Source organism: Bradyrhizobium sp. CCBAU 45394, from assembly GCF_028128655.1.
In the GTDB taxonomy this organism is placed as follows: domain Bacteria; phylum Pseudomonadota; class Alphaproteobacteria; order Rhizobiales; family Xanthobacteraceae; genus Bradyrhizobium; species Bradyrhizobium diazoefficiens.
The window spans coordinates 21,465-48,004 of record NZ_LBIX01000166.1 but is presented as its reverse complement, the minus strand read 5'-3'; the positions used below and the strand labels follow the sequence as shown (position 1 = coordinate 48,004).

Below are 26,540 nucleotides of genomic sequence, written 5' to 3'. Positions count from 1 at the left end.
TCCCAGATCGGGCCGCACCTGGTGCACCCGCTCAGCGCCAGACCAAGCGCAATCAGACAAAAGACGAGGACATACCGACGCAACATAACCCACCCGTACCCAACCAAGGCATCATATCGGGCGAAGTCGGGCATTTTCAAGCCGACCGGACCGGCATCAGACCGGGTGACTTTGCCGCGCCGATCCGCGCAGAATGGCCGAAACATCCGGCAACAATGGAGGACACGACAGCAATGCCATCGCAGCCAGAAGCCGAGTTCGGCATCACCGAGGCCAGACGCATCCTCGGCGCGGTCTTTGCACCCTGGGTCCAGGATCTCAACCTCTCGGTCGAGCGTATCGAGCACGCGCAGCCCGCGGATGTGACGGACTGGCAGCCGGGCGCGCTGCTCCGGATGGCGTTTTCGGAGCGGCTGTGCCGGAACGGCGGCGTGGTCTGTGGCCAGGCGCTGATGGCCCTCGCCGACACCGCGATGGTGATCGCAATCCTCGCCGCCAATCGCGGCTACCGTCCGATGACGACGGTCGACCAGACCACGCATTTCATGCGCGCCGCCACCTCGTCGGACGTGCTCGCAGACGCCCGCGTGGTGCGGCTCGGGCGCACCATGAGCTTTGGCCGCGTCACGCTGCTCTCGGCCGCCGACAACAAGCCGGTGGCGATGGTGTCGAGCGCGTTCGCGATGTTGCCGGGATGAGCCCCACGAAAAATGAAGGGAGCCGCGTGAACGCAAGGCGCATCGCGGCTCTCCATCACGTTCGCATCGAAGCGAGAGGCCGAAGCGCGATTGCGTCCGCACTTCAGTCCGCTTCAAGAGTTACTTGCCGAGGATCTCGTCGGCCGCGGTGACGACGCTGACGGTCGGATTCTTTCCGCAATAGGCACCGAACTTCTTGGCGTTCTCGATGAACACCTCGGTGTCGATGATCGCGTTGTCCTCGTCGCCCTTGTACCAGCCGTCCATCCAGGTCAGCACGACCGCGATGTTGTCTTCGCCGCTCTCGAGGAACTGCTTGCAGGTCATGGTCGAGAGGTCCCACTTGACGGCGTGGGCGGGCATCGACGACAGCGAGAGCGCTGCGGCGAACAGGATCGAAAGCATGGTCTTCATCGGAATCTCCATCGGCGCGTAAGGCCACAAAGGAAAGGCTTGTGAGGAAAGTCGTCGGGACGTGACTGACCGCTTCAACGTCGTAAACGAAGTCTGAAGCGCTGTGCAAATAGCGCCAGTATTGAGTTTAGTTCAACGTAATTTCTATGCACTACTTCACAATCATCATTGTGGATTAACGCAGATGACCGAGAAGCGTGCAGCCCAACGTTACCGTGTTTTCAAGGGTGGAACGATCACCTTTGAAAACAACGGCATCGCGTGCACCGTGCGAAACATGTCCGCGGGCGGCGTGGCGATCGACCTCGAGACCCCCGTCACATTGCCGCAATCGTTCACACTCTCGATCGCGCGCGACAATTTCGTGCGGACTTGCCGCCCCGTATGGCGCAGCGACAGGCGCGTCGGTCTCGCTTTCGTGCAATAGCGCGCACGATGTGAACGACTGTTCGTATCGCATCCACAATGCGGTTATGAGTGCCTGCTACGATGGCAGCGGCGCAAGGCGCAGGCCCGCCATCGCGCGTGCGATCGCCGACGATGCCGCAAACTCTTGCACTGGGACGTTCGAGATCATCGGCGGCGCCGAGCGCCGGAGAATCCTGCCGGCCGTCAGATCGACTGCGACCATCTCGCTCTCGACCGGCCACATCGGCTCGCCGGTGTCCGGGTCGAGCACGACGACAAGACCCTGCCTGGTCGGCCGGATCACGGCGTCGCGCCGACTGTCGCCAGTATCGAGGCGTGCCCGCTATCGTTCGGGCGCTTGTCGCCCCATCGCCACCCCGACGCTTCTCACGCGTTGCCCGGCCGCGACGACGACAAGAACAGCGCGATGCGAGCGGTCAAACGGCACAGGCGTGTCGCCAGTGCCCATCGCGCTCATTTGGGCTTCTTGGCAGGTTCAGGCGGACGGGCTCCGCTCCACGGATCGTACTTCTCCTTGGGCTCCGGAATGCGCTCAAGCGCGGCCTTGTAGGCCTTCTCGTCGACCTTGGGCTTGTTGTCCGTCTTCTGGGCGCCCTCGTTCGGCTGGCGTCTGCCGCCACCCATCTGCGCCTGCGCCGAGGCAACCGTCAGCGCCAGCACCGCCGCCGCTATGACCAAAATCCTCATTGGTGCAATCCCCCTCGTCTGGGATACAAACTAGCCCGCAATCCCGTAATAGCAACTGCCGGGGGTTCCAGGCCTTCAGCAAATCTTGATCGGTCGGGATTTTGCCAGATCGCATTCGTGCCTATCTGTTGGCCCGCGGGGGGACCTTCACGGATGTTGCGGATCATTGCTCATGCGGCGCTGCTGGCCGGCGCGCTCGCGCTCGGTGCCTGCGGCTTTGCCGACAGCCGCGCGCCGGTGCCCGAGTTCATGCGCATGAAGGAAACCGAGCAGCCACCGCCCGAGCCGCCCCCCGACGTCAAGCGCGTGGTGCGCGAGCAGATCGATGTCGTCTTCGTCAACACGTCCTATCCGCGCGAGGTGCACGTCGCCCCGCCGCATCGTGAGGTGCGAGGACCCGGCTGGACGGCCTGCGTCCGCGCGCAGCTCACCTCCGCAACCGGCTCCGCGCTCGGTGCCCAGACCTACATCGTGACCATCAGCGGCGGAAAGGTCGTCGATCGCCGGCGCGCGGAAGCCGACGACATCTGCGGGACCGAGACCTACGAGCCGATCTAGGAACAAGCGGCGCCGTCAGCTCTGTGTAAGGTGAAATATCTTGAGGGCATCCGAGACCAGATCGGCGTTTCCGCTCGCTCAAACTGCATCATGAAAAGCAATCGCGATACCGGCAGTTGAGGGTGATCGTCATTTGGACGTGCGCCGATAAGGCAGGCTTGGACGATCATGGCGGCCGTCGGCATCCAGTAGCGCTTCAGCCTCCCCCAGAAAGGAAATCGGCAAACGGCTCCAAGCAATCATGATGATTCGCCGGATTGATGGGTTTCGCCCCCGGGAACATTGCCGACGCTCCAAATCCAGTTCCGGGAAAATCCTGCATTTGGCCCGGAACGATCGCCGCCTCCCATTCTTGTTACCGCAGTGGGCAGTTTCGGAGGAGGATATGATGCGGACATTTTCGATTGCACTGCTGGCGGGCGTCGCGGCCCTCGCTGCGGCGAGCGGCGCGAAGGCTGCCGACATCTACACGACCAGCGAATACGCCAACCCCGATCTCATCCAGGAAGTCCGGCTCGTCTGCGATGACGCCGGCAATTGCTATCGTACCCGCGGCGGGGCGCGCGTGATCGTGCGCGACTCCTACAACACCATGCCGCGCGAGCGCTATTATGAGCGCCGCACCTATCGCGACTGGGACGACGGCCCGCGAGGCGGCGTCGGCATTCGCGCGCCCGGTGTCAGCGTGGGCGTCGGTGTCGGCGGCGACCGCTGGTAATCATTAGAACCAAGACGGATGGGACCGGACGAGGCAACTCGCCCGGTCCCATCACATATGATTGCATCCGGTCACAGGCGTCAGGCGGCAACCGATTGCTGCTGAAATTGCTCGTAGGCTGCGATCGCATCGGCGGCGTACATCAGCGACGGCCCGCCGCCCATATAGACCGCCATGCCGAGCGTCTCCTCGATCTCCTCGCGCGTTGCACCGAGCTTGACAAGGGCCTCTGTATGAAAGCCGATGCAGCCGTCGCAATGCGCCGCGACGCCGAGCGCCAGCGCCATCAGCTCCTTGGTCTTCTTGTCCAGCGCGCCGTCACGCGTCGCGGCCTGGGCGAGCGCGGCAAATCCCTTCATGGTGTCGGGAATGTCACTCCGCAGCTTGCGCAGATTGGCGGAGATATTCCGGGTGATATCAACGTAGTTCTTGTCCATCAAATCCTCGCTAGCTGAATTTAGTCGTCGTGGAAGCCGCCTTGTGCGGCGTGCGCAGGGCGACGTAGATCGCAGGGATGACGAGCACGGTGAGCAGCGTCGAGGACGCGAGCCCGAAGAGAAGCGAGATCGCCAATCCCTGGAAGATCGGATCGAGCAGGATGGTCGCGGCGCCGATCATGGCGGCAAGTGCGGTCAGCAAGATCGGCTTGAAACGAACGGCGCCGGCTTCAAGCACGACCTCACGAAGCGACTTGCCTTCCCCGCCACTGTGCCGGATGAAATCGACAAGCAGAATCGAGTTCCGCACGATGATGCCGGCAAGCGCGATGAAGCCGATCATCGAGGTGGCCGTGAACGGCGCGCCCAGCAGCCAATGTCCCACCAGGATGCCGATCAGCGTCAGCGGGATCGGCGTCAGGATCACGAGCGGCAGGCGGAAGCTCTTGAACTGAGCGACGACCAGCACGTAAATGCCGAGAATGGCTGCACCGAAGGCGGCACCCATATCGCGGAACGTCACCCATGTGATCTCCCATTCGCCGTCCCACAGCAAAGTGGGACGGGATTCATCGGTCGGCTGACCGTGCAGGCTGATCGCAGGCTTCGGCAGATTGCCCCAATCATGCGCATCCACGCGATCCGCAACAGCCAGCATGCCGTAGAGTGGCGCTTCAAAACGCCCGGCAAGCTCAGCCATCACCATGTCGGCGAAGCGCCCGTCGCGGCGGAAGATCGTCGGCGAGCCCTCCTCCATGGTCGCCTTCACGACCTGGCCAAGCTCGACGACCGTCTTGCTGCCGGGCAGCGTGTTGGCGGGCACCGGTGTCGAGGCCAGTGCCTCGTCCCAGACCAGGTGGCGCTTGCCGAGATGCACCGCGATCTCGATCGGGTTGCGATCCTCGCCACGATGCGAGTAGCCGATCGAGATGCCGCCGAACAATGCCTGGATCGTGTCATAGACATCGCGCTGCTCGACGCCGAAAAACTCGAGCCGGTCCTGGTCGATCGACAGCCGCAGCCGCGGCCGCTTCTCGCCGATGGAATCGTCCACATCGACGATGAAGGGGACCTCGGCAAAGACCTTCTTCAGCTCGGCCGTCACAGCGCGGCGCGTCGCGGCGTCGGGACCGTAGATTTCGGCCAACAGCGTCGCCAGCACCGGCGGCCCGGGCGGCACTTCGACCACCTTGATGCTGGTGCCCTTCGGGATGTCAAGCGCCTTCAGCCTTTGCCGCAGCTCCAGAGCGATGTCATGGCTTGCCCGATGGCGCTCGCCGCGGGCAGCCAGGTTGACCTGCAGCTCGCCCATCTCTGGCTTTTCGCGCAGATAATAGTGCCGCACCAGGCCGTTGAAATTGAACGGCGCCGACGTGCCGGCATAGGATTGTAGCGAGGTTGCCTCCAGCAATTGCCGCGCGATCTCCGCCGCGCCGAACAGTGTGCGCTCGGTCGCCTCCAGGCTCGCCCCTTCCGGAAGGTCGACCACAACGGCGATTTCCGACTTGTTGTCGAACGGCAGCAGCTTCACCGTGACCGACTTGGTCGCGAACAGCATCATTGACAGCAGAGTCGCGATGCCGACGCCGAGCAGGAAGATCCACGCGGCGCGCTTACTCCGAACGATGGGAGTGGCAAAGCGCCGATAGAGCCGCCCCAGCCGCCCTTCCTGGTGGCCGGCCTCGATCCCTGCAGCCTCAGTTTTCGGCGCCAGCTTGAGCATGAGCCAGGGTGCTACGACCATCGCTACAAAGAAGGAGAACAGCATCGCCGCCGAGGCATTCGCCGGGATCGGCGCCATGTAGGGGCCCATCAATCCAGAGACGAACAGCATCGGCAACAGCGCAGCGACCACCGTGAGCGTGGCAACGATAGTCGGGTTGCCGACCTCCGCCACCGCCTCGATCGTCGCCTGCAATCTCGGCCGGCCGTCGCGCATGCCCCAATGCCTCGCGATATTCTCAACCACGACGATGGCGTCATCGACCAGGATGCCGATCGAGAAGATCAGCGCGAACAGACTGACCCGGTTGATGGTGTAACCCATCAGATTGGCCGCGAACATTGTGAGCAGGATGGTCGTAGGAATGACGACGAAGGTCACAACCGCCTCGCGCCATCCGATCGCGATCGCAATCAGCACTACGATCGAGACCGTGGCGAGCCCAAGGTGGAATAGGAGTTCGTTGGCCTTCTCGTTGGCAGTCTCGCCATAGTCGCGCGTCACCGTTACCTGAACGTCGTCGGGAATGAGGCGCCCCTTCAATCCCTCGAGGCGCCGGCCGATGTCGGCCGAGACCACGACTGCATTGGCGCCGGCGCGCTTGGCGAGCGCCAGGCTGACCGCGGGTACACGCGTCCACTGCCCCTTCTCGTCGCGCGCGTCGTTCCAGACCCGATGCTCGGCCGTATTTGGTCCGATGATGACGGAAGCGACGTCCTTGACATAGACCGGCCGACCGTCGCGCGTCGAGATCAAGAGCAATCCAATGTCGGGAATGCCCGCGAGCGTCTGGCCGGCCGCGACATTGCGCACGACGCCGGCATCGCGGACCTGGCCAGCCAGGAACGAGCGATTGGCGTCCTTCACCTTGGCCACGAGCTGCTGCAGCGTGACGCCGAACAGCGACAATTTTTCCGGATCTGGCTCGACCCTGATCTGCTGCGCCGCGCCGCCAGAGATGTAGGTCAGTCCGATGCTGTCGATCTTTATGAGCTCCGAGCGCAGCTTGTCGGCGAGCTCGAACAGGTCCTTGTCCGTCCAGCGCCCGGCCGCCTCTGGCTTCGGCGCCAGTGTCAATACCGTCACCGCGACATCATTGATGCCACGACCGACGATCAGCGGTTCGGGGATGCCGACTGGGATGCGATCGATATTGGCGCGGATCTTCTCATGGACGCGGAGGATCGCATCCTCCGACTTCGTTCCGACCAGGAACCGCGCGGTGACCATCACGCGGTCGTCCTCGGTCTGGCTGTAGACATGCTCGACGCCGTCGATGCCCTTGACGATCGCTTCCAGCGGCTTCGTGACGAGTTCAACTGCGTCGGGACCGCGCAAGCCATCGGCATTGACGCGGATATCGACCATTGGCACGCTGATTTGCGGCTCTTCCTCACGCGGGATCACCACTACGGCGATGAGGCCGACCACGAGCGCCGCGAGCAGGAACAACGGTGTCAACGGCGAGGCGATCGTCGCCTTGGTAAGCCGGCCCGAGAGTCCGAGATTCACGGCCGCACCAATTGGTCGCCGGCACGGATGCCGGACAGGATCTCGAGCCCATCGGGAAGCGCGGGCGTCGGCAGCTCGCGACCGCGCTGCACCGGCACGTCGACAACCCCGCCCGCCTTCTGAAGCCGCACGTAGTCGATCCCGAACCGGGTCGTCACGTAGCCTGCCGGAATGACGAATGCCTGCCGCAGGCCGCCGGAGATCCACACCCGCAGCCGATCCCCGACGAAGTATTCGCCGAGACCCTGGACGCTGGCGTCTGCAATGACACGACCTTCCTCGATCTGCGGATAGACGAGATCGATGACGCCCCATTTGGACGCATCCTCGCCAAGCTCGGCGCCGTCGACCCGAATCCTGTCGCCGGCCTTGAGCAGACGCGCGTGCCGCTCCGGCACCCGCAATCGCAGCTTGAAGTGCTGCTGCGCGACGGTGACGATCGCGTCGCCGGACATCACCACAGAGCCGACAGTCACGAGCTTTCTCAACACCCGGCCACCGGAAGGCGCCAGCACCTGACCCTCGCTGAGCTGCTGCGCGATCACGGCGCGCTCGGCGGTCTTCGCGCGCAGCCCGTTCTCGGCGACGTTCAGCGCGGTCCTCGCCTCGTCAAGCTTGACGCGCGGGAGGGTGCCGCGTTCGACAAGGCCTTCGATCCGCGAGAAATCGATCTGCGCCTGATTGGCTTGAGCCTGGAGCGCCTCGATCTGCGCATCGAGGGCCTTCATCTGAAGGGCCAGCTTCTCGTCACCAATGATCGCGATCGCCTGGCCGGCAGTAACAGGATCCCCTTCCCTGACATTGAGCTGGACCACAATTCCGCCGATACGTCCGCGCGCGGGCACCACGCTGACACTCTCCACCGTTGCAAACACGGCCTTTTCGTCTGCGACGGGGTGCTGTGTCACGGTGAACGCTTCCGCAGCGGCGAGACCGGTCTGCAGGGCGGTGGCCGCAAGAACCGCCAACAATCCTAGGAGTCGCATGGGGCGTGTCCGGGCGATCATGGAACCATTACACCGCGGCGCGGTGTCCTTGTGTGTGATTTCGTTCAGCTTTATCGGGGTCGCGCGTTGATCTTGCTCAACGCGCCGCAACTTGAGCGCTCGTAGATTTCACTTCGACCTTGCGGACTTGGGTGCACAAAACACCTGATAGAGCGTCTTCAGGATCTCGCGGGCCGGCTCGCTCGCGATCGAATAGAAAATCGTCTGCGCGTCGCGACGTGAGGACACAAGGCCATCCTTGCGGAGGAGCGCAAGATGCTGAGAGACCGTGGAATCTCGCAGGCTCAGGAACTCGGCGAGTTCGCCGACCGAGCGCTCACCCTCGATGAGCTGGCAGATGATGAGAAGCCGGTGGCGGTTGGAAAGCGCCTTCAACAGGTCGCTCGCCTGGTCGGCCGCCCGCTCCATGGTTTCGCTATCTATTTTCATACTTGCGTATATACGAATTTATGAATATCTTGTCAAGCGTCGCGGCAGAACAGCCAGGCCCAACTGGCGGAGCCGCTTATCCAGCGGAGGTAACCCATGGCGGAAGTTGTCGTAATTGGAGCCGGTCTTAGCGGGACGCTGATGGCCTATGAATTGCTGCCCCAGCTCGGAAAGGACGATCGTCTGAGCGTGATCTCGCAGGGCGCTATCTATCATTTCGTCCCATCGAACCCCTGGGTCGCGGTCGGCTGGCGAAAGCGCGATGAGATCGAGATCGATCTCGTTGACATCATGAAGCGCAAGGGCGTGCGGCTACTGACGCAGGGCGCCAAGCGCCTGCACCCGACCGAGAACCGCGTCGAACTCAGCGATGGCACGTCGATCAACTACGACTATCTGGTCGTCGCGACGGGGCCCGAGCTTGCCTTCGACGAGATTCCCGGCCTGGGCCCGCAAGGCCACACGCAATCAATCTGCCACGTCGATCACGCCTCGCACGCCAAGGACGCATTCGAAAAGCTCGCAGCCCGTCCCGGCCCGGTCGTGATCGGCGCGGTCCAAGGGGCCTCCTGCTTCGGCCCGGCGTACGAATTCCTGTTCATCCTGGAAACCGAGTTGCGCCGGCGCAAGCTACGCGATCAAGTCCCCATGACGTTCGTCACCTCGGAGCCCTATGTCGGCCACCTCGGCCTGGACGGCGTCGGCGACACCAAGGGCCTTCTCGAAGGCGAGATGCGCGAGAAGCACGTCAAGTGGATTACCAACGCACGCGTCAAGGGCGTCGAGGCGGGCAAGATGGTCGTCGAAGAGCTCGGCGAGGGCGGCGCGGTGTACAAGACACACGAGCTGCCCTTTGCATATTCCATGATGCTGCCCGCGTTCCGCGGCGTCGAGGCGGTTCGCGGCATCGACAAGCTGACCAACCCGCGCGGCTTCGTGATAGTCGACAAGCACCAGCGCAACCCCGCCTTCCCAAATGTCTTTGCCGTCGGCGTCTGCGTGGCAATCGCGCCGGTCGGTGCAACGCCGGTGTCGGTAGGCGTGCCGAAAACCGGCTTCATGATCGAATCCATGGTGACCGCGACCGCGCTGAATATCGGCGCCCTGCTCCGGGGCAAGGAGCCGAGCGCCCAGCCGACCTGGAATGCGATCTGCCTTGCCGATTTCGGCGATTCCGGCGTCGCCTTCCTGGCGCAACCGCAGATTCCGCCGCGTAATGTCAACTGGTCGTCCAAGGGCGAGTGGGTGCACTACGCCAAGGTCGCCTTCGAGAAGTATTTCCTCCGCAAGATGCGACGCGGCGAGAGCGAACCGTTCTATGAACGCTTCCTGCTCGACAAGCTGAACATCGCCAAGATCAAGGAGGTCCGGACGGGCACATGAGCGAGACACGCCAGATCGTCTGTGGGCATTGCGGGCGGACCAACCGCCTGCCAGCCGAGCGTACGCCGGAAGGCGCGCGCTGCGGCGCCTGCCACCAGCCGATGTTTACCGGCCATCCCATCGAGGTGGACGAGGAAGCCTTTGGACGTCATGTCGTCAACAGCGACATTCCCGTTCTGGTCGACGTCTGGGCGCCCTGGTGCGGGCCATGCCGCGCCATGGCGCCGATGTTCGAACGCGCCGCGCAGCAACTGGAGCCGCAGATCCGGCTGTTGAAGCTCAATTCGGACAACGCTCCTGCGTTGTCGTCGCGCCTCAACATCACCGGCATCCCGACCTTGCTGCTGATGCGCGGCGGCCGCGAGATCGCCCGCCACGCCGGCGCGATGGATGCACGCAGCATTGTGGCTTGGACCCAAGCCAGCCTGACCCGTTCGTAACGCCAACATAGTCAAAGAGGAGCATGCCATGAATGTCGACAAAGCCGTTCTCGCCTTCGCAGGTTTCGTCGTCCTGCTTGGGCTCGCACTGGGCACCTACGTGAATGCGTACTGGTATCTGCTGACGGCGTTCGCCGGGCTGAACATGCTGCAGGCCTCGTTCACGGGCTTCTGCCCCGCTGCGATCGTGTTCAAGAAGCTCGGCCTGAGCAGCGGCTGCGCGTTCTCCTGAGCGCGACGCGGCGAAGACAGCCCAATTCCACGGAGACAGTCCATGACCTATCACTTCTCGAAAACGGTCGACCTGCCGTTCGACGCGGCGGTTGCGGCCACGACCGCAGCGCTGAAGCACCATGGCTTCGGCGTGCTCACCCAGATCGACGTCAAGGATACCCTGAACAAGAAACTCGGGGCCGAGTTTCGACCCTACCTCATCCTCGGAGCATGCAATCCCAAGCTCGCCTATGAGGCGCTGACCCTCGAGGACAAGATCGGTACGATGCTTCCCTGCAACGTCGTAGTTCAGCAGCGGGAGGGCGGCAAGGTCGAGATTTCGGCAGTGGATCCCGTCGCCTCGATGGCGGCGATCGAGAATCCGAAGCTCGGCGCTGTCGCCGGACAGGTTCGCGAGTTGCTGAAGCAAGTCGTCGCCGAGATTGCGTGAGACCATTCGCAGATTGCAGAGGCCGACCATGAGCGACGACACCTTCATCGAGGGACCTCTCTACGAGAAGCGGAAGAAGGTCTATCCGCAATCCGTCCAGGGCCCTTTCCGCCGCATCAAATGGGCGATCCTCTGCGTCACGCTCGGGACCTACTATCTCCTGCCCTTCGTGCGCTGGAATCGCGGACCCGGCCTGCCGGACCAGGCGGTGCTGATCGATCTTCCGCATCGGCGCTTCTACTTCTTCTTCATCGAGCTGTGGCCGCAGGAGGTCTACTATTTCACCGGGCTCTTGATCATCGCGGCGATGACGCTGTTTTTGATGAACGCGGTCGCCGGCCGGCTGTGGTGCGGCTACATGTGCCCGCAGACGGTGTGGACCGACCTGTTCTACGCGGTCGAGCGCTGGGTCGAGGGCGACCGGCGCGAGCGCATGCAGGGCGACAAGCGCTACTGGACGTTCGATCACATCCGGAAGGTCGCGCTGAAGCACTTTCTCTGGATCATGATCGCCTGGTGGACCGGCGGCGCCTGGGTGCTGTATTTTTCCGACGCGCCGACGCTGGTGAAGGAGCTCGCCACCTTCCAGGCCCCGTTCATCGCCTATCTCTGGATCGGCATCCTCACCGCCACGACCTATGTCTTTGCCGGTCACGCCCGCGAGCAGATGTGCATCTACATGTGTCCGTGGCCGCGCATCCAGGCGGCGCTGACCGACGAATGGGCGCTCAACGTCACCTATCGCCGCGACCGCGGCGAGCCGCGCATGTCGGTGAAGAAGGCGGACGCGGCCCGCGCGCACGGCGATCGCGCCGGTGACTGCGTCGATTGCCATCAGTGCATAAATGTCTGCCCGACCGGCGTCGACATCCGCAACGGAATCCAGCTCGGCTGCATCCAGTGCGGCCTGTGCATCGACGCCTGCGACAACGTGATGCGCGAGATCGGCCGGCCCGCCGGCCTGATCGGCTACGATACCGACATCAACATGCAGCGCCGGCGCGAGGGCAAGGCGCCGCTCTACCGCATCATCCGTCCGCGCACGCTGACCTATGCCGCGGCTATCGCCATCGTCGGCGGCATCATGCTCTATGCCCTCGCGACGCGTACGACGATGGACGTCAACGTGCTGCATGAGCGCAATCCCCTCTTCGTCCAGCTCTCGGATGGCGGGGTGCGCAACGACTACACCGTCCGTATCCTCAACAAGGGCGCGCAGCGATCGTTTGCGCTCGAGGTCTCCGGCCTGCCCGGCGCCACCGTTCGCGTCGCCGGCATCGAAGCCGGCTCCGACGGCAAGCCCGTCATCGAGGTCGGGCAGGATCAGACCCGCGAGGTCAGGCTGTCGGTGCAGGTCGGTCCCGGCGACCTGCCGAAGACCTCCCGCGACGTCGGCATCGCCATCACCGACACCGCCGGTGGCGGACGCGCAAGCGCCCGCGATCATTTCGTGCCGGGCGAGCAGTAGCTCCCACATGCCATGGCGCATCCGGCGGCTGCCGCCGGATGCTGAACGAGACGTTAACACTACCGCTCGAATTGAAGCGGTATCCCAACGGGATTTTCCAATCTTTGCGCTAAGGATGACCGCGTAACCCGGGCTCAGCCCGCGTGAACGGGGACGACGGGACGTGGTCGACATCGCGCACCAGGCAGCGATCAATCCGGCATCGGCAAAGCATGCCACGACGACGCGCGCGCTCGTCCCGCTTGATGCAATTGAAGCCGGCCAATGGCGCGCGCTCGCGCAGCGGGCGGTCGAGCCGAACGGATATTACCTGCCCGCATGGGAGCTCGCCGTCAGCGCGACCGCGCGCGGCCGCACGGGGGCCTCGGCACTGCCCGCATTGGACGGATCTTCGACGCGACTGATCGGGCTGATGCCGGTGATCTCGCTGTGGCGGGCATGGAAGATTCCCCTGCCCGCGTTGGTGAGCGCGCATCCCTATGGCACGCTGTGCAGCCCGCTGATCGACCGCGACGCTCCGATCGAGGCGGCGACGCGTCTGCTGCAGCAGGCGCGAGAGACCGGCGCGCATGCGCTCGTGCTGAACGACGTCGCGCTCGACGGCGCGGCCATGGCGTCGCTCAAACAGGCTCTCAATCGCGACGGCCTGAAGCCGCGTGTTCTCAGCTCCTACATCCGCGCCAGCCTCGATGCGACGCAGGACGGCGAGACGCTGCTGCGCGAAGCGCTCGGCGCCAGGAAGCTCAAGGAGCTGCGTCGCCAGCGCCATCGTCTCGAAGAGCACGGCCCCGTCGTGTTCGAGGTCGCGCGCCGGCCTGACGAGATCGGGCCCGCACTCGAAACATTCTTGCAGCTCGAAGCCAGCGGCTGGAAGGGCAAGCGCGGCACCGCGCTGATCCAGCATGCGGGCGATGCGACCTTCATCCGCCGCGCGGTGCCGGCGCTGGCAGAGTCCGCGCAGTGCGAGATCGTCACGCTGCGCGCCGGCACGATTCCGGTCGCCGCCGGCATCGTGCTGCGCCATCAGGACCGCGCCTTCTTCTTCAAGCTCGGCATCGACGAACGCTTTGCAAGATATTCGCCGGGCGTGCAGCTCACGCTCGACCTCACCCGTCGCCTCTGCGCCGACCCCGCCATCGCCAGCGCGGATTCCACCGCGAGCGCCGACCACCCCATGATCAACCCGATCTGGCGCGGGCGCTTTGCGATCGGTGACGTGCTGATTCCGCTGCGGCGGAACGATCCGGTCGTGCCGCTCGTTCACGCAGCACTGGTCGGCCTCAACGCCGCGCACGAGGCCACGCGACGCGTGGTCCGCCGCCTCCGCAAATAAGCGAAACCTACTCCGCCGCCTGCGCGTTGATCTCCGCCGAGACCTGGCGGATGGCGCGGGCGAGCAGGTTCGGGTCCTGCGCGCCGGAGACGGCGTATTTCTGCGCGAAGACATAGGTCGGCACGCCGGAGATGCCCTTCTCGGAGGCTTCCTGCGCGTCGGCCGAGACGCGCGCGACGTCCTCGTCGGTGGCAAGGCGCTTGCGCACGTCGTCGGCATCGAGGCCGACATCGGCGGCCGCCTGCACCAGCACGTTGACGTCGGTGAGGTCGCCGCCATCGCGGAAGTAGAGCTCCATCAGGCGCTGCTTCATCTCGGGCGCCTTGCCGATCGCTTCCGCCCAGAGGATCAGGCGGTGACAGTCGGTCGTGTTGGGCTGACGTGCGACCAGCTCCGGCTTGTAGACGAGGCCCTCTTCGCTCGCGGCCGCGACGACGCGCCCCGCAATGCCCTTATAGGCCTCGACCGAGCCGAACTTCTGGGTGAGATAGGCCTCGCGGCTGATGCCCTCGCGCGGCACCCACGGATTGAGGAAAAAGGGGCGGAAATTCAGCTTGACCGGAACGTCGGGCACGAGCGCCAGCGCGCTTTCGATGCGATGCTTGCCGATATAGCACCACGGGCACACCACGTCGGAGACGACGTCGATCTGGAGCGGTTTCAGCGTGCTCATGTCAGGCGCCTCCTTCGGGCACTTTAAGGGTTCGCCCAAAGATAGGCCGAACCCGGCCCGAGGCAAGAGCGCTATGTCATAGCTGCTGCCATCTGCTTCAGCCGCTCCGCGGTACGCTCGTCGGCCGGAAAGAACGTCTCCAGCGCAAGCTCCGACAGGGTGATGTCCACGGGCGTGCCGAACACCATGGTGGTGGAGAAGAAACTTAGTATCTCGCCGTTGTGGCGCAGCTTGAAGGGGATGGCGACATTGTCGCTCGACAGCGGCGCCGAGCGTGCCGGGATCGGGTAGCTCTTCAGGTCGTTGTAGAGCTTGATCAGCTCCGGATCGGCCATTGCCTCGCATTGCCGGTGCAGCCGCTCCAGCAGATGCCCGCACCACTCCGCGAGATTGACCGTGCGCGGCGCCAGCGCCTCGGGATGAAACGCGAGCCGCAGCACGTTGAACGGTTGGCCGAGCAGCCGCTGCGGAATGCCGTCGAGCAACGGCGCCACCATGCGGTTTGCGGAGACCAGGTTCCAGTGCCGGTCCACCGCGAGCGCCGGATTGGGCTCGTGTGCCTTGAGGACGAGGTCGATCGCCTGGCGGGCTGATTTCAAGGCGGGATCCTCCAGCGGGCGCTGCGGAAACGCCGGCGCAAAGCCGGCGGCGACCAGCAGCACGTTGCGTTCGCGCAAGGGCACGTCGAGACGTTCGGCGAGCCTCAGCACCATGTCGCGCGAGGGCGCGGCGCGGCCGGTCTCGACGAAGCTCAGATGCCGTGCGGAAATCTCCGCCTCGCCCGCCAGATCGAGCTGGCTCATCCGGCGGCGCTGACGCCATTCGCGCAAATGGTCACCGATATGGATCGGCTGGCTTCGTTCGGCGTGCGCCGTGGATGCATGTGCGTTCATGGTCGAAAACCTAGCACGCGGATTTCAGCCCTTCCATTACCCGCGAGGTAATCGAATTGGCGCTTGAGTTCCAGAAATCGCTGGATTGCCGACGAGCGTCGATGTCCGCGCAATGGTCATGCAAGACCATTGCCGGGCATTTCCTGGGCCGTCTTGCAGCGCGACCACAGTGGCCTCGAACGCGCAGCCTGCACCGTCCGAGCGCCACTGGCCGATAAGTCCCGCGACAGATGCAGAATGGCTACTGCGACCGATCCGACGTCCACCCCTTGTACTCGGCGACATTGTCCCGGGTCACAAGCTTCGACGGCAGAAGCTCGACGGTCGATGCCGGCTTCTGGCCATTGAGAATACCGACACCGACCTGCACGGCGCGCCGCGCCATGAAGAACGGATCCTGTGACGCGGAAGCCTGGATCTGTAGCGATGCGGGATCCTTCAGCGCGGCCTCGATATCGGGCGCGCCGTCGACCGCGGTGATGACGATGCCGGTGCGGTTTTGCTGGCGCGCTGCGAGGTCGGTGCCGATCGCCTGCGGATCGTTGATGGCGAAGATGGCGTCGATCTTGGGGAAGCGGGTCAGGTAACCCTGCGCAACGGTGAGGCCGCCCTCGCGCGAGCCCTTGCCGTCCTGGTCGTTGGACAGCACCTTGATGCCGGGATTCTTCGAGAAGACGTTCTTGCAGCCGACGACGCGGTCGATCACGGCGGAAACCTGCGGCCCGTTCTCGATGATGACGTCGCCCTTGCCTCCCAGCTTGTCGACGATGTACTGGCAGGAAATTTCGCCGGCCTGGACGTTGTTCGTGGTCACGGTGGCATCGGCGCCTTCGGCCGCGGTGTCGACCGCGACGACGACGATACCCGCCGCCTGTGCCTTCTTGATCGCCGGTCCGATCGCCTTGGGGTCGCCGGGGTTCAACAGGATCAGGTCGACGCCGGCGGCGATGAAATTGTCGATCTGGGTGACCTGCTTGCCGAGGTCGTATTCGAAGCCGACCGTGGTGACCTTCACATTGGGATTGGCCTTCTTGGCCTCGAACTCGGCGCCCTTCGACAGCGCGACGAAGAACGGGTTGCCCAGCGAGCCGAGCGAAACGCCGATCGACTTGAGCTCCTTGGCGAAGGACGGCGCGGTGCTTAGGGCAAGCACCGTCGCGGCGCCGGCAAGCGTGATCGTCTTCAACATTGGCTTCCTCCCTGGTCTGTCTTCATCTCCGGCACGGCTGACCAGTTGCCGTACCGGAATCTCGCATCGAACCACCCGCGCTCAGCTGCGCGCCGCACCTTTCAAGTTCTGGCCGAGCCTTGCAACCGGTAGCGGTCCAGCGCCACGGCGCCGATGATCACCAGGCCCTTGATCACATATTGCCAGATGTCCGAGACGCCGGTGAGGATCAGGCCGTTCGACAGCACCGCGATGATCAGCGCGCCGACCAGCGTGCCCCAGATCGAGCCGATACCGCCGACGAAAGAGGTGCCGCCGAGGATCACGGCGGTGATGGCGTCGAGCTCATAGGACTGGCCGAGTTGAAGACCGTTGGCCGCATAGAGCCGCGCCGCCTGCATGGCGCCGCCAAGTCCGGCCAGCAGCCCCGATGCGCCGTAGACGAAGATCAGCACGGCCCAGACCTTGATGCCGGCAAGCCGCGCCGCGCTCTCGTTGCCGCCCACCGCGTAGATGTGCACGCCGAGCACGGTCCGGCGCAGCACCAGCCACGAGACGAGGATGACGAGCAAAGCGATCACCGAGAGCCACGGGATCGAAGCAACGCCCGGAACGAGCGTCAGCGAGCCGTTGCCGATGAAAGCGTAGGGAATGGAAGGATTGAACACCGTGGTGTCGGCGCCGAGCAGCCGCGCCAGACCGCGCACGGCGGTGAGCGAGCCCAGCGTCACGATGAACGGCGGCAGGCGCAACAGCGCGATCAGCGCGCCATTGACGACACCGAAGCCGAGGCCGGTGAGAACGGCGGCCGGCAGCCACAGCGCCCCGAGCTCCGGCAGTTTCGAGATCGTCAGGCCGGCCATCGCGGACGCCGCCAGGATCGAGCCGACCGAGAGATCGATGCCGCCGGTCAGGATGACGAAGGTCATGCCCGCGGCAAGCACGGTGTTGACGGCGGCCTGCTGCAAGACGATGCCGAGATTCTGTCCGGTGAAGAAACGGCCATCCGACAGGTAGTGAAAGCCGGCGCATAGCAGCAGCAACACCGGCAGCATGCCGGCCGCGCGGATCAGAAGCCTGATGCGCTGACGCCTGGTCTCCTGGGCGGCGGCCAGGCCGTTTGCCGTGGCGGCCTTCGCCTGCGTCGATCCGTTATCAGGCATCGAGATGCTCCATCCCCGTAGCAAGTGCCATGATATCCTCCTGATTGAGCGGCGCCGTCTCGGTTCGGCTGACCTCGCCTGCGATGTGTCCCGACCGCATCACGATGACGCGATCGCAGATGCCGATGATCTCCGGCAGGTCGGACGAGATGACGAGGATCGCTGTGCCGGCCTTGGCGAGATTGTCGATGATCGAATAGATCTCCGACTTCGCGCCGACATCGACGCCGCGCGTCGGCTCGTCGAGGATCAGGATCTTTGGCGCGATGGCGAGAAGCCGCGACAAGAGCACCTTCTGCTGGTTGCCGCCGGACAGGCCCCCGGCCGGGACGCTGACATTGGCCGCGCGGATGCTGAGCCCCGCGAAGGCCCTGTCGGCGCGCTCGCGCGCCTTGTCACCATCCAGGAACCAGCCAAGCTTCGCATCGCGCCCGAGCACCGCGAGATTGATGTTGTCCAAGCATGACATGTCGAGAAACAGGCCGAGCGCCTTCCTGTCCTCCGTCAGATAGGCGATGCCGGCCTCGAGCGCCTCGCCGGGCGTGCGGATGTCGATCGGGCGGCCTTCGAGTTCGAGACGGCCCGACGTTTTTGCCGCCGCGCCGATGATGAGATGCGCAAGCTCCGTGCGTCCGGCACCGATCAGGCCGGCAAGCCCCACTACCTCGCCGGCATGCACGGTGAGCGAGCAGCCCTTGACGCGCCGGCCGTCAGACATGTCGATCGCACTGAGCACAGGGTGTCCCCGCCCCGCCTCCGGGTCATGGTCCTTCTTGTAGAAAGAGGAGACGTCGCGCCCCACCATCAGCCGCACGATGGTATCGGCCCGGATTTCCGGCTTGTCGAGCGAGCCCACGAGACGGCCATCGCGCAAGACGGTGACGCGGTCGCCGAGCGCGTAGACCTCGTCCATGCGATGCGAGATGTAGATGATGGCGAGCCCCTCGGCGCGGAGCTGACGGATCAGCGCGAACAGCCGTTCGCTCTCGCCGGCCGACAGCGCAGTGGTCGGCTCGTCCATGATCAGGATTTTCGACCTCGCGTGCAGCGCACGCGCGATCTCGACGAGCTGGCGCTGGCCCATCGACAGATGCGCCACCAATGTCGATGGCTGGAAGTCCGCGCCCAGCCGTTCCAGGATGGGGCCGACGCCCTGGCGCATGGCGCCGCGCGCCAGCAAGCCCGAGCGCGAGATCTCGCGGCCGAGATAAATATTCTCCGCGACACTGAGATTGGGAGCCAAAGACAGCTCCTGATAGATGATGGAGATGCCCGCGGCGCGGCCGCCGAGCGGGCCTTCGATCCGCACCGGCCTGCCTTCGATGCGGATCTCTCCGCCCGAATCGGGCCGGTAGGCGCCGGACAATATCTTCATCAGAGTCGATTTGCCGGCGCCATTCTCGCCCATCAGGGCATGGATTTCGCCGGGATAGACGGTGAGATCGACGGCACGCAGCGCCTTGATGCCGAAGAAGCTTTTCGAGACCCCGCGCATCTCGAGGATCGGATCGTTCATCGTGCCTCCCGACGCACAATGCGTTTCCCACCCGCGTCTCGTTTTCTCAGCGCGGTTCGCGCATTAAACAAAACGCCGCGGCACAGGGCAATACCGAACAGACGGGAAAGCGAAATCGAAACGGCGCTAGCGGCGTGGCCGATACAGTTCGCGCCAGGCGGGAAGCCGATCGGCATAGGCATCGACGAGCACGCGATCAGGCTCGAACGTCTCGACGCGTCGCGGCGGCGTGCAGACGGCGTCGATTGCCTCACCCGTGACAGCAAGACGCCCCAATCTTGCCGCACCGAACGCCGCGCCGGTTTCACCTTCGGCAAAGCGATGGATCGGAACATTCAGAACGCTTGCCAGCACCGACAACCAGAACCGGGACCGTGAACCGCCTCCGATGGCATCGGCTTCCGCGACCGCAATGCCGGCATCCGCGAGCACGTCGCGGCAATCCGCGAGCGCGAAGGCAACGCCCTCGAGCACGGCCTGCACGATCGCCTCGCGATCGGTGCCGTGGCTCAAGCCATCGAGCATGCCGCGCACGGCAGGATCGTCGTGCGGTGTCCGCTCACCCGCCAGGTAAGGCAGGAAGCTCACCGGCGAGGGCATCTGCGGGCGCGACCCAAGCGGTGCCAGCAATTCCGCCTCGGCAATGCCGAACAAGCGCGAAATCCAGGCAAGACAGGAGGCCGCGGAGAGAATCGCGCCAGCCTGAATCCACATTGCGGGAATGGCGTGGCAGAACGTATGCACCCCGCGATCCGGGTTGGCGGCGATCCTGCTCGTCGGCACCAGCAAGGCGCCCGAGGTTCCCAGCGAGATGAACGCGGTTCCCGCCCTGATCGCGCCAATGCCGACGGCACCCGCCGGATTGTCACCCGCACCGCCCGCGAAGGTCGGCCGTCTGACCATGCCCCAGCGTTGCGCGAGCTCGCTGCGCAATGTTGCCGCGGGCGCGCAGCCCTCGACCAGTCGCGGCATGTGATCGCGCGACAGGCCGGTCGCGGCCAGTGCTGCATCCGACCAGTCCCTGCGCGCGGCGTCGAGCCACAGCGAGCCCGATGCGTCCGAGACATCCTCGACGGCTTCGCCCGTCAGGACCAGGCGCAAATAGGCCTTCGGAAGCAGGACGCGTTTCGTCGCGGCAAAAACCTCGGGCTCGTGCGTCGCAATCCAGAGCAGCTTTGGCGCGGTGAATCCGGGCATCGCCTTGTTGCCCGTCGTCGCGCGCAAGGCGGGCCAGCGTTGCTCCAGGATGCGGCACTCGGCGACGGACCGCCCGTCGTTCCAGAGGATACAAGGCCGCAGCGGTCTTGCGCTCGCGTCGAGCAGCGTGGCGCCATGCATCTGGCCCGACAGTCCGATGCCTTCGACCACGGCCAACGCGCCGGCATGCGTCGCCTTCAAGGCATCCAGCGTGGCGAAGGTCGCCTCGACCCACTGCGCGGGATCCTGCTCGGAGTAGCCGGGCCGCGGCGAAGCGGTCGCGAGCGGCCGGCTTTCGCTGGCAATCACGCGCTGCGCGGAGTCGACGAGAACGGTCTTGACCGCCGAGGTGCCGAGATCGATGCCGAGATACATGGATGCGTACAATTGCCGACGCCGGATGGACGACGGCGGTCGGATGGCCCAATCAATCCAAGAAGCCTGATCGCGTCAAGGCAGGCTCTGCCATTCGTCGATCTCCAGGCCGAAAGAGCCGCAGAGCCGCCCCGCTTACCTGCGAGGTAATCGAATTCGGCGTCGCTGCGGCGCATCTTCCCTAGCACAGGAGATGATCATGATCGCGCTGCTGCTCTACCGGACCGTTGCAGACCACCTTGTTCCCTGGGCCATGGCGCTCGCCACCCGCATGCTGGCGCGCAGCCTCAACATGCCCGAGCCGCTGGTGCATTCGACCGGCGACTATGTGGTCGCACAGGTGCTCGCCTTCGAGCACGGCGTCGGCAGGAGCCTCTGCCCGTTCCGCATCGCCCGCCTGCTCAGCGCCTGGTGGCGCGGACTGCGCTGAATTCCACCCCAAGATTCCACCCCCAAGCCCAACCCAAGCAAGGAGACCTACGATGATTGACGCATCCACCTTCCTGCGTCGCGCCCTGCTCGCCGACGCGATCTTCAGCGGCGCGGCCGCCCTCGGCTTCACTTTCGGCGCAGGCGCCTTCGCAACGTTGTTCAACCTGCCCGAAGCGCTGCTGCGCGAGACCGGCCTGTTCCTGATCGCCTACACCGCGCTGGTCGGCTGGTTTGCCGCGCGCGCCGCGGTGCCGAAGCCGCTCGTCCTGCTCGTTGTGGTCGGCAACGCGGCCTGGACGGTCGGCAGCATCGCGCTGCTGCTCTCGGGCGCGGTCTCGCCGAACATCGCGGGCGAGCTCATGGTCGTGGCCCAGGCGATCGCCACCGGCGTCTTCGCCGAGCTGCAATATGTGGGATTGCGGAAGAGCGGGCGCGTCGTGGCGGCGTGAGGCCGCATCCGCTGCTGTCGTCGCCCGGTTTAGCCGGGCGACCCAGTATTCCAGAGACGCCTGAGGGATACGGAGAAGCCGCGGCGTACTGGATGCCCCGCTTTCGCGGGGCATGACACCGCGATGAACGGCTACGCCCGCGCGCTGCCGTTGGCCTTGCCGACGGCGTGGCCGTTGAGCTTCTTCTTTTTGACGGCCTTGGCGCCTGCCTTCTTGGCCTTGGCTTCCGTGCGCGCCTTCACCTTGGCGCGTTCGGCCCGCTCCTCGGCGCGCAGCTTCTTGCGCTTGGTCTCGCAGGAGGCGCATTTGCAGCCGATCGGCTTCAGATAGGCTTTGAAGTAGTCGGTGCCGTAATCGTAGTTGATCTCGTCGCCCGGCTCGATGTTCTTGATGGCGCGGATGAAGACCTTGCGCTCGCGCGGGCGAACGTCGGACTCGGCGTTGGGCCGGCAGGAATGGTTGATGTAGCGGGCGAGGTTCTTGCGCACCGAGCCGTCGATGGTCCAGCGGCCGTTGAGCTCGAACAGATATTTGTTCTCGATCTCGTCGTGCGCAGGGATCCGCGAGTCCAGGATCGGTCCGAAATAACGGATGATCCGGGTCCCCTTCTTGATCGGTTTGGTGGCGAAGAGGCCGAGCCCGGTCTTGGAGCGGCCGACGCGATAAGGTTTGTTCGACGAAATGGCTGGCATGATCTGGAGAACGAGGACGCGAACAAGGCCGGACGGGCCCAAGCGAAGCCGCTCTTCTAGAACGATTCCGCGCCGCTGTCAGGTCTCAGGTAGGCCTGTTTGAACCTTGCCCACAATCAAGACGTCTGATGGTACGGAGTTCCCGATGCATCAAAGCCTCATGATGACCCGCATCACCACAACGTGCCTGGCCGTGTTGCTGATGTGCACCGTCCTTGGTGGCGCAAACGCCCAATCCGTGGGCAGCACGTACACTTCGACGGCGCCCAAGGACTGCCGCCAGCTCGGAAAGCCCAGCGAGCTCGACGGCAGCACGACGCGTATGTGTCCCGGCAAAGATGGCCTGATGGTGCTGATCGCCGAGGACGATCTTCGCGAGATCGTCTCGGTCGGGCGCAATCGCAAGGAAGCGGCCGAGGAACCGGCGGCCAAGATCTGGTTCGCCCCGTTCAATTCATCCGAGACCACCGTCGAGTGGCGCGCCGCCGGCCAAAAGCCGTTTGCGATCATCCAGCGCTGGCACATCGCCGACGGCACCGATCCCGACAAGCAGGGGCGGCCGAACACCAAGGCCATGCTGGTCGTCACGCGGCTGCCGCCGGGCCCGGTCTGCCACGTCGCCTATGTCGATGCGATCGCCAACCCGAACGCCAATGAGCTCGCACGCAAGGCCGCGGACGATTTTGCCCGCGGCTTCACCTGCTGCAAGGACGAGGTGAAGGTCATCGGCACGCGCGGCCGCGCCGTCGAGCTCGCGACGATGCGGTAGGGGCTGCGCCCGATCGAAGGCGCTATGTCGGCAACTTCGCTGTAATCGGCGCCGTCAGCATCACCTCAAGCAGCCGTTCGGCCGTCGTCCCCTCGGGCAGCCGCTCCAAAATATCCTTGAGCCGTCCGTCGAGCAGCAGGGTGGTGAAGCCGTGCACCATCGACCAAGCGCGCGCGATCGCGGCGCCCTGGTCGAGCGTCAGCGCGTCGCCGCTGATCTGCTCCTGCCGCATCGCGCCGATGGCGTTGGCAAGTCCGGCGAAGGAGGCTTCGGCAGCCTCGTGCAGCGAGGGCCTGGAATAGTCGAGCCGCTCGGTGCGGAACATGATGCCGTACATGCCGGGATGGGCCTGCGCATAGGCGACATAGGCTTTCGGCCGCGCCAGCGCGCGCGCGAGCGGCGTGGTCGCGGTGTCGCAGGCTGACGCCATCGCCGCGTTGAACTGGCGGAAGCCGACGGCCGCGAGCTCGCTGAGAAGGCCGGTGAGATCGCCGAAATGATGGGTCGGCGCAGCATGCGATACACCCGCCTCGCGCGCCACCGCGCGCAACGTCAGGCCCGCAAGCCCGTCGCGCTCCAGCACCCGTTCGGCGGCCTGGAGCAGCGCCTCGCGCAGCGCGCCGTGATGATACGGCGCCTCCGTCTTCGCACTCGCCGCACGGCGCACCGGGCGCGATGCCGCGGTCGACGTCATTCTTCTGGGGGCACGCGAGCTTCGCGCCATTTCGCCTTTGGTGTCGGTCTTGGCCATTTGCAAGCTATATGACGCAATATTGACAGTGTAAAGATTTCACTTGACCAGAACTGCCGACACGGCTAATTGATCTTTACGATGTAAAGATAAGGGGGCACGCCGTGCAGCACGACGCCATCGCCGAGCGCCGCAACAATATCGCGCCGATTCCATTCGAGGCCGACGCGCCCTTCCTCAAGATCATCGGCGAATTGCCGCGCGAGCTGAACGGCACGCTCTTTCGCAACGGCCCCAATCCGCAATTCGACGCGCCCGGCGCGCACTGGTTCGTCGGCGACGGCATGCTGCACGCCTTCCACCTCGAGAATGGCCGCGCCAGCTACCGCAACCGCTGGGTCCGCACGCCGAAATGGCTCGCCGAGCACGACGCGGGCCGCGCTTTGTTCGGCGGCTTCGGCCGCAAGCTGCCGGATGCCCCGGCTGATCTCACCGACGGCGGCGTCGCCAACACCAACATCATCTTCCACGCCGGCAAGCTGCTGGCGCTGGAAGAAGCGCATCTGCCGACCGAGATCGAGCCGGGCACGCTGGCCACGCGCGGCTATCACAATTATCGGGGCCGCATCGCCGGCAGCTTCACGGCGCATCCGAAGGTCGATCCCGTCACCGGCGAGATGCTGTTCTTCGGTTACAACGCCGCGGGACCGCTGACGCCTGCCCTCTCCTACGGATCGATCGATGCCGCCGGCAAGGCGACGCGGTTCGAACGTTTCGAGGCGCCCTATGCCAGCATGGTGCACGACTTCATCGTCACCGCGAACCATGTGCTGTTTCCGATCCTTCCCATCGCCGGCAGCATGGAGCGCGCGATGAGCGGACGGCCGCCCTATGCCTGGGAGCCGGACAAGGGCGCCTATGTCGGCGTGATGAAGCGCAACGGCACGGCCAAGGACATCGTCTGGTTCCGCGGTGAAGCCTGCTACGTCTTCCACATCATGAATGCCTGGGAGGAAGGCAACCGCATCGTCGCCGACGTCATGCAGTTCGAGGAAGCGCCGCTGTTTCCGCATCCCGACGGCCGGCCGACGGATCCGGAAAAATCGCGCGCCCGCCATTGCCGCTGGACCTTCGATCTCTCGGGGAATACCGATCGCTTCCAGCAGACGTATCTGGACGACCTCACCGGCGAATTCCCGCGCATCGACGATCGCCGCGCCGGGCTGAAGAGCCGTCACGGCTGGTACGCCTGCGCCAATCCGAAACTGCCGATGTTCGGCGCGCTGTCCGGCATCGTCCATGTCGACGGCAACGGCAAACGGCTCGGCCATTATCTGCTGCCGGCCGGCGACACCATCTCCGAGCCGGTCTTCGTCGAGCGATCGAGCGATGCAGCCGAAGGCGACGGCTGGCTGCTCGCCGTGGTGTGGCGCGCGCGGGAGAACCGCAGCGACCTCGCCGTGTTCAATGCCACCGACATCGAGGCCGGCCCCGCCGCATTGGTGCAACTCGGCCACCGCGTGCCCGACGGCTTTCACGGCAATTGGGTGGGAGCGGCATAGCCGTCATTCCGGGGTGCGACGAAGTCGCGAACCCGGAATCCATTTCACCGCGTGCTCTGCGGCTCGACGGATCCTCAAACACGCAATTGCGCACCGCAGCTCGACGCTTCGCGTGCCCCGGAATGACGGAAAGAGGAATTTCCCATGCACATGCCCTCGATCACCGCCGACTGTCTCGCCGTCCTCGCCCTGGCCTGCGCCGCGCTCGCACTCTGGATGACCTGGCTGTGGCGGGGAAGCCATGGCACCTTCAACGGCGGCATCTTGCTCTCCGCCGGCTTCATGACCGGCTGCGCGCTGCCGCTCCTGCCCTGGGCGGAATTGGCCACGGAGGCATCGGACCAAGTCGTTGCAGGCCTTCATCTTTTGGAGGTCGCCTACGTGATTTTGACACTGTAAAGATATTGCTTGACCCACGCGCGCCCCTGAAGTAGGAATCTTTCCATTGTAAAGATCGGCTCGACCGAGGCGGCCCATGACAATTTTCCTGATCCTCGCGCCCTACGGCGCCTACACTTTCCTGATGCTGGTGACGTCGGCCACGGTCAGCGTCTTCGCGGCCTCCGCGATCTGCCTCGCCACCGTGGCCATCGACGTGGCGCAGGGCCGCTCGGTGAAGATCCTGGCTGCGGGCTCCGCGATCGAGTTCGCCGCGATCGGCCTCTACCTCGCGCTGATCGACCCCGCACTCGGCACGCTCGGCATCAAGCTGTCGGTCGATGTCGGGATCTTCGTCATCTCGCTCGGCTCGATGCTGGTCCGCCGTCCCTTCACCCTGCAATATGCGATCGAATCGGTCCCGGCCGAGACCGCGGCGATGCCCGGCTTTCTCTATGCCAATTACGTCATCACCGGCGCTTGGACCGCGGCGGCGCTGCTGATGGCAGCCGCCAATCTCGTGCTGCTCTATGTCCCGGGCCTGCCGCTCTGGTCGAGCCTTGCGGTCGCCTTCGCCGCCCGCAACAGCGCGATCTACTTCACAAAATGGTATCCCGAGTATCGCCAGATCAAGTACGGTACGCCGGCCGCCGCGCTGCCCAACGCCCGCTGAACAGGATCG

The 26,540-nt window shown here is 64.8% G+C and carries 30 protein-coding genes and 1 pseudogene; 16 read left to right on the top strand and 15 right to left on the bottom strand.

The genetic code is table 11. The features are described 5' to 3' along the window. The first annotated feature begins 233 nt into the window (after nucleotides 1-233). Complete coding sequence (locus tag WN73_RS23270) at nucleotides 234-698, top strand: PaaI family thioesterase (protein WP_271555024.1); 465 nt, start codon at nucleotides 234-236, stop codon at nucleotides 696-698. 120 nt (nucleotides 699-818) lie between these two features. Here the strand turns inward: WN73_RS23270 and WN73_RS23265 are convergent, their stop codons facing one another. Further along, entirely contained in the window at nucleotides 819-1,112 is a 294-nt protein-coding gene (locus WN73_RS23265) for an HdeA family protein (RefSeq protein WP_028173333.1), read from the bottom strand. Between the two features lie 184 nt (nucleotides 1,113-1,296). On the opposite strand from WN73_RS23265, the gene WN73_RS23260 reads away from it, so the two are divergent. Continuing rightward, nucleotides 1,297-1,539 carry a PilZ domain-containing protein gene (locus tag WN73_RS23260; RefSeq protein ID WP_027548601.1) on the top strand — a complete coding sequence of 81 codons (243 nt, stop codon included), beginning with the start codon at nucleotides 1,297-1,299 and terminating at the stop codon, nucleotides 1,537-1,539. A gap of 57 nt (nucleotides 1,540-1,596) precedes the next feature. Here WN73_RS23260 and WN73_RS23255 read toward each other — a convergent pair. After that, a pseudogene (locus WN73_RS23255) lies at nucleotides 1,597-1,839 on the bottom strand (hypothetical protein); the annotation flags it as partial. 155 nt (nucleotides 1,840-1,994) lie between these two features. Beyond that, entirely contained in the window at nucleotides 1,995-2,228 is a 234-nt protein-coding gene (locus WN73_RS23250) for a hypothetical protein (protein WP_028173331.1), read from the bottom strand. Between the two features lie 153 nt (nucleotides 2,229-2,381). On the opposite strand from WN73_RS23250, the gene WN73_RS23245 reads away from it, so the two are divergent. Both WN73_RS23245 and WN73_RS23240 read left to right on the top strand, forming a co-directional pair. Beyond that, nucleotides 2,382-2,786, top strand: coding sequence for a hypothetical protein (locus WN73_RS23245; RefSeq protein ID WP_038967179.1), 405 nt, complete (start codon nucleotides 2,382-2,384; stop codon nucleotides 2,784-2,786). Between the two features lie 385 nt (nucleotides 2,787-3,171). Beyond that, nucleotides 3,172-3,504 carry a hypothetical protein gene (locus WN73_RS23240; protein ID WP_038967178.1) on the top strand — a complete coding sequence of 111 codons (333 nt, stop codon included), beginning with the start codon at nucleotides 3,172-3,174 and terminating at the stop codon, nucleotides 3,502-3,504. Nucleotides 3,505-3,584: 80 nt separating this feature from the next. Here the strand turns inward: WN73_RS23240 and WN73_RS23235 are convergent, their stop codons facing one another. From WN73_RS23235 to WN73_RS23220, 4 genes are all read right to left on the bottom strand, one after another. Continuing rightward, a complete protein-coding gene (locus WN73_RS23235; protein ID WP_011088514.1) occupies nucleotides 3,585-3,941 on the bottom strand; it encodes a carboxymuconolactone decarboxylase family protein in 357 nt (118 codons plus the stop codon). A gap of 10 nt (nucleotides 3,942-3,951) precedes the next feature. Continuing rightward, nucleotides 3,952-7,176 (bottom strand): efflux RND transporter permease subunit, encoded by a 3,225-nt coding sequence (locus WN73_RS23230; RefSeq protein ID WP_271555018.1) that lies wholly within the window; start codon nucleotides 7,174-7,176, stop codon nucleotides 3,952-3,954. Continuing rightward, nucleotides 7,173-8,162, bottom strand: a complete 990-nt coding sequence (locus tag WN73_RS23225; protein ID WP_038967177.1) for an efflux RND transporter periplasmic adaptor subunit — start codon at nucleotides 8,160-8,162, stop codon at nucleotides 7,173-7,175. The genes WN73_RS23230 and WN73_RS23225 overlap by 4 nt, the downstream gene beginning before the upstream one ends. Before the next feature lie 129 nt (nucleotides 8,163-8,291). Next, a complete protein-coding gene (locus WN73_RS23220; protein ID WP_231166536.1) occupies nucleotides 8,292-8,591 on the bottom strand; it encodes an ArsR/SmtB family transcription factor in 300 nt (99 codons plus the stop codon). A gap of 117 nt (nucleotides 8,592-8,708) precedes the next feature. On the opposite strand from WN73_RS23220, the gene WN73_RS23215 reads away from it, so the two are divergent. The 6 genes from WN73_RS23215 (at nucleotide 8,709) to WN73_RS23190 (ending at nucleotide 13,900) form a co-directional block, all read left to right on the top strand. Then, nucleotides 8,709-9,995 (top strand): NAD(P)/FAD-dependent oxidoreductase, encoded by a 1,287-nt coding sequence (locus WN73_RS23215; RefSeq protein WP_028173325.1) that lies wholly within the window; start codon nucleotides 8,709-8,711, stop codon nucleotides 9,993-9,995. Next, nucleotides 9,992-10,435, top strand: a complete 444-nt coding sequence (gene trxC, locus WN73_RS23210; protein WP_011088519.1) for a thioredoxin TrxC — start codon at nucleotides 9,992-9,994, stop codon at nucleotides 10,433-10,435. The genes WN73_RS23215 and trxC overlap by 4 nt, the downstream gene beginning before the upstream one ends. 28 nt (nucleotides 10,436-10,463) lie before the next feature. Continuing rightward, nucleotides 10,464-10,667, top strand: a complete 204-nt coding sequence (locus tag WN73_RS23205) for a YgaP family membrane protein (protein WP_011088520.1) — start codon at nucleotides 10,464-10,466, stop codon at nucleotides 10,665-10,667. A 42-nt stretch (nucleotides 10,668-10,709) separates the two neighbouring features. Beyond that, entirely contained in the window at nucleotides 10,710-11,099 is a 390-nt protein-coding gene (locus WN73_RS23200; protein ID WP_011088521.1) for a DUF302 domain-containing protein, read from the top strand. 28 nt (nucleotides 11,100-11,127) lie between these two features. Then, on the top strand, nucleotides 11,128-12,567 hold the full coding sequence (ccoG, locus tag WN73_RS23195; RefSeq protein WP_097532176.1) for a cytochrome c oxidase accessory protein CcoG: 1,440 nt from the start codon (nucleotides 11,128-11,130) through the stop codon (nucleotides 12,565-12,567). 163 nt (nucleotides 12,568-12,730) lie between these two features. Continuing rightward, on the top strand, nucleotides 12,731-13,900 hold the full coding sequence (locus WN73_RS23190; protein WP_271555016.1) for a GNAT family N-acetyltransferase: 1,170 nt from the start codon (nucleotides 12,731-12,733) through the stop codon (nucleotides 13,898-13,900). Between the two features lie 7 nt (nucleotides 13,901-13,907). Here the strand turns inward: WN73_RS23190 and WN73_RS23185 are convergent, their stop codons facing one another. The 6 genes from WN73_RS23185 to xylB all read right to left on the bottom strand — a co-directional run bounded on the left by WN73_RS23185 (nucleotide 13,908) and on the right by xylB (nucleotide 20,885). Then, nucleotides 13,908-14,573 (bottom strand): DsbA family oxidoreductase, encoded by a 666-nt coding sequence (locus WN73_RS23185; RefSeq protein WP_110116557.1) that lies wholly within the window; start codon nucleotides 14,571-14,573, stop codon nucleotides 13,908-13,910. 71 nt (nucleotides 14,574-14,644) lie between these two features. Continuing rightward, entirely contained in the window at nucleotides 14,645-15,466 is an 822-nt protein-coding gene (locus WN73_RS23180) for a helix-turn-helix domain-containing protein (RefSeq protein WP_271555014.1), read from the bottom strand. Between the two features lie 241 nt (nucleotides 15,467-15,707). Continuing rightward, a complete protein-coding gene (locus WN73_RS23175) occupies nucleotides 15,708-16,655 on the bottom strand; it encodes an ABC transporter substrate-binding protein (protein WP_028173320.1) in 948 nt (315 codons plus the stop codon). A 101-nt stretch (nucleotides 16,656-16,756) separates the two neighbouring features. Beyond that, nucleotides 16,757-17,797: an ABC transporter permease gene (locus tag WN73_RS23170; RefSeq protein ID WP_011088527.1), complete on the bottom strand. Its 1,041-nt coding sequence runs from the start codon at nucleotides 17,795-17,797 to the stop codon at nucleotides 16,757-16,759. Then, nucleotides 17,790-19,313 (bottom strand): sugar ABC transporter ATP-binding protein, encoded by a 1,524-nt coding sequence (locus tag WN73_RS23165; RefSeq protein ID WP_271555012.1) that lies wholly within the window; start codon nucleotides 19,311-19,313, stop codon nucleotides 17,790-17,792. The genes WN73_RS23170 and WN73_RS23165 overlap by 8 nt, the downstream gene beginning before the upstream one ends. A 126-nt stretch (nucleotides 19,314-19,439) precedes the next feature. Beyond that, complete coding sequence (gene xylB, locus WN73_RS23160) at nucleotides 19,440-20,885, bottom strand: xylulokinase (RefSeq protein ID WP_028173318.1); 1,446 nt, start codon at nucleotides 20,883-20,885, stop codon at nucleotides 19,440-19,442. 199 nt (nucleotides 20,886-21,084) lie between these two features. Here xylB and WN73_RS23155 point away from each other — a divergent pair, with 199 nt between their 5' ends. Beyond that, on the top strand, nucleotides 21,085-21,315 hold the full coding sequence (locus WN73_RS23155; RefSeq protein ID WP_082757092.1) for a hypothetical protein: 231 nt from the start codon (nucleotides 21,085-21,087) through the stop codon (nucleotides 21,313-21,315). Nucleotides 21,316-21,367: 52 nt separating this feature from the next. Continuing rightward, on the top strand, nucleotides 21,368-21,766 hold the full coding sequence (locus WN73_RS23150) for a hypothetical protein (protein WP_011088530.1): 399 nt from the start codon (nucleotides 21,368-21,370) through the stop codon (nucleotides 21,764-21,766). A 131-nt stretch (nucleotides 21,767-21,897) separates the two neighbouring features. Here WN73_RS23150 and WN73_RS23145 read toward each other — a convergent pair whose 3' ends face one another. Further along, the gene (locus WN73_RS23145) at nucleotides 21,898-22,458 is read right to left on the bottom strand and encodes an SET domain-containing protein (protein ID WP_011088531.1); all 561 of its coding nucleotides are present in this window, start codon (nucleotides 22,456-22,458) and stop codon (nucleotides 21,898-21,900) included. Between the two features lie 163 nt (nucleotides 22,459-22,621). Between WN73_RS23145 and WN73_RS23140 the strand changes: the two genes are divergently transcribed. Continuing rightward, nucleotides 22,622-23,227, top strand: a complete 606-nt coding sequence (locus tag WN73_RS23140; RefSeq protein WP_028173315.1) for a hypothetical protein — start codon at nucleotides 22,622-22,624, stop codon at nucleotides 23,225-23,227. A 22-nt stretch (nucleotides 23,228-23,249) separates the two neighbouring features. Here WN73_RS23140 and WN73_RS23135 read toward each other — a convergent pair whose 3' ends face one another. Beyond that, a complete protein-coding gene (locus WN73_RS23135) occupies nucleotides 23,250-23,978 on the bottom strand; it encodes a TetR/AcrR family transcriptional regulator (RefSeq protein WP_271555009.1) in 729 nt (242 codons plus the stop codon). Nucleotides 23,979-24,082: 104 nt separating this feature from the next. On the opposite strand from WN73_RS23135, the gene WN73_RS23130 reads away from it, so the two are divergent. The 3 genes from WN73_RS23130 (at nucleotide 24,083) to WN73_RS23120 (ending at nucleotide 26,531) form a co-directional block, all read left to right on the top strand. Next, entirely contained in the window at nucleotides 24,083-25,480 is a 1,398-nt protein-coding gene (locus WN73_RS23130) for a carotenoid oxygenase family protein (protein WP_110116564.1), read from the top strand. Between the two features lie 144 nt (nucleotides 25,481-25,624). Further along, nucleotides 25,625-25,879 (top strand): hypothetical protein, encoded by a 255-nt coding sequence (locus WN73_RS23125; RefSeq protein ID WP_271555008.1) that lies wholly within the window; start codon nucleotides 25,625-25,627, stop codon nucleotides 25,877-25,879. Between the two features lie 76 nt (nucleotides 25,880-25,955). Continuing rightward, on the top strand, nucleotides 25,956-26,531 hold the full coding sequence (locus WN73_RS23120) for a hypothetical protein (protein WP_028173311.1): 576 nt from the start codon (nucleotides 25,956-25,958) through the stop codon (nucleotides 26,529-26,531). Nucleotides 26,532-26,540: the final 9 nt, after the last annotated feature.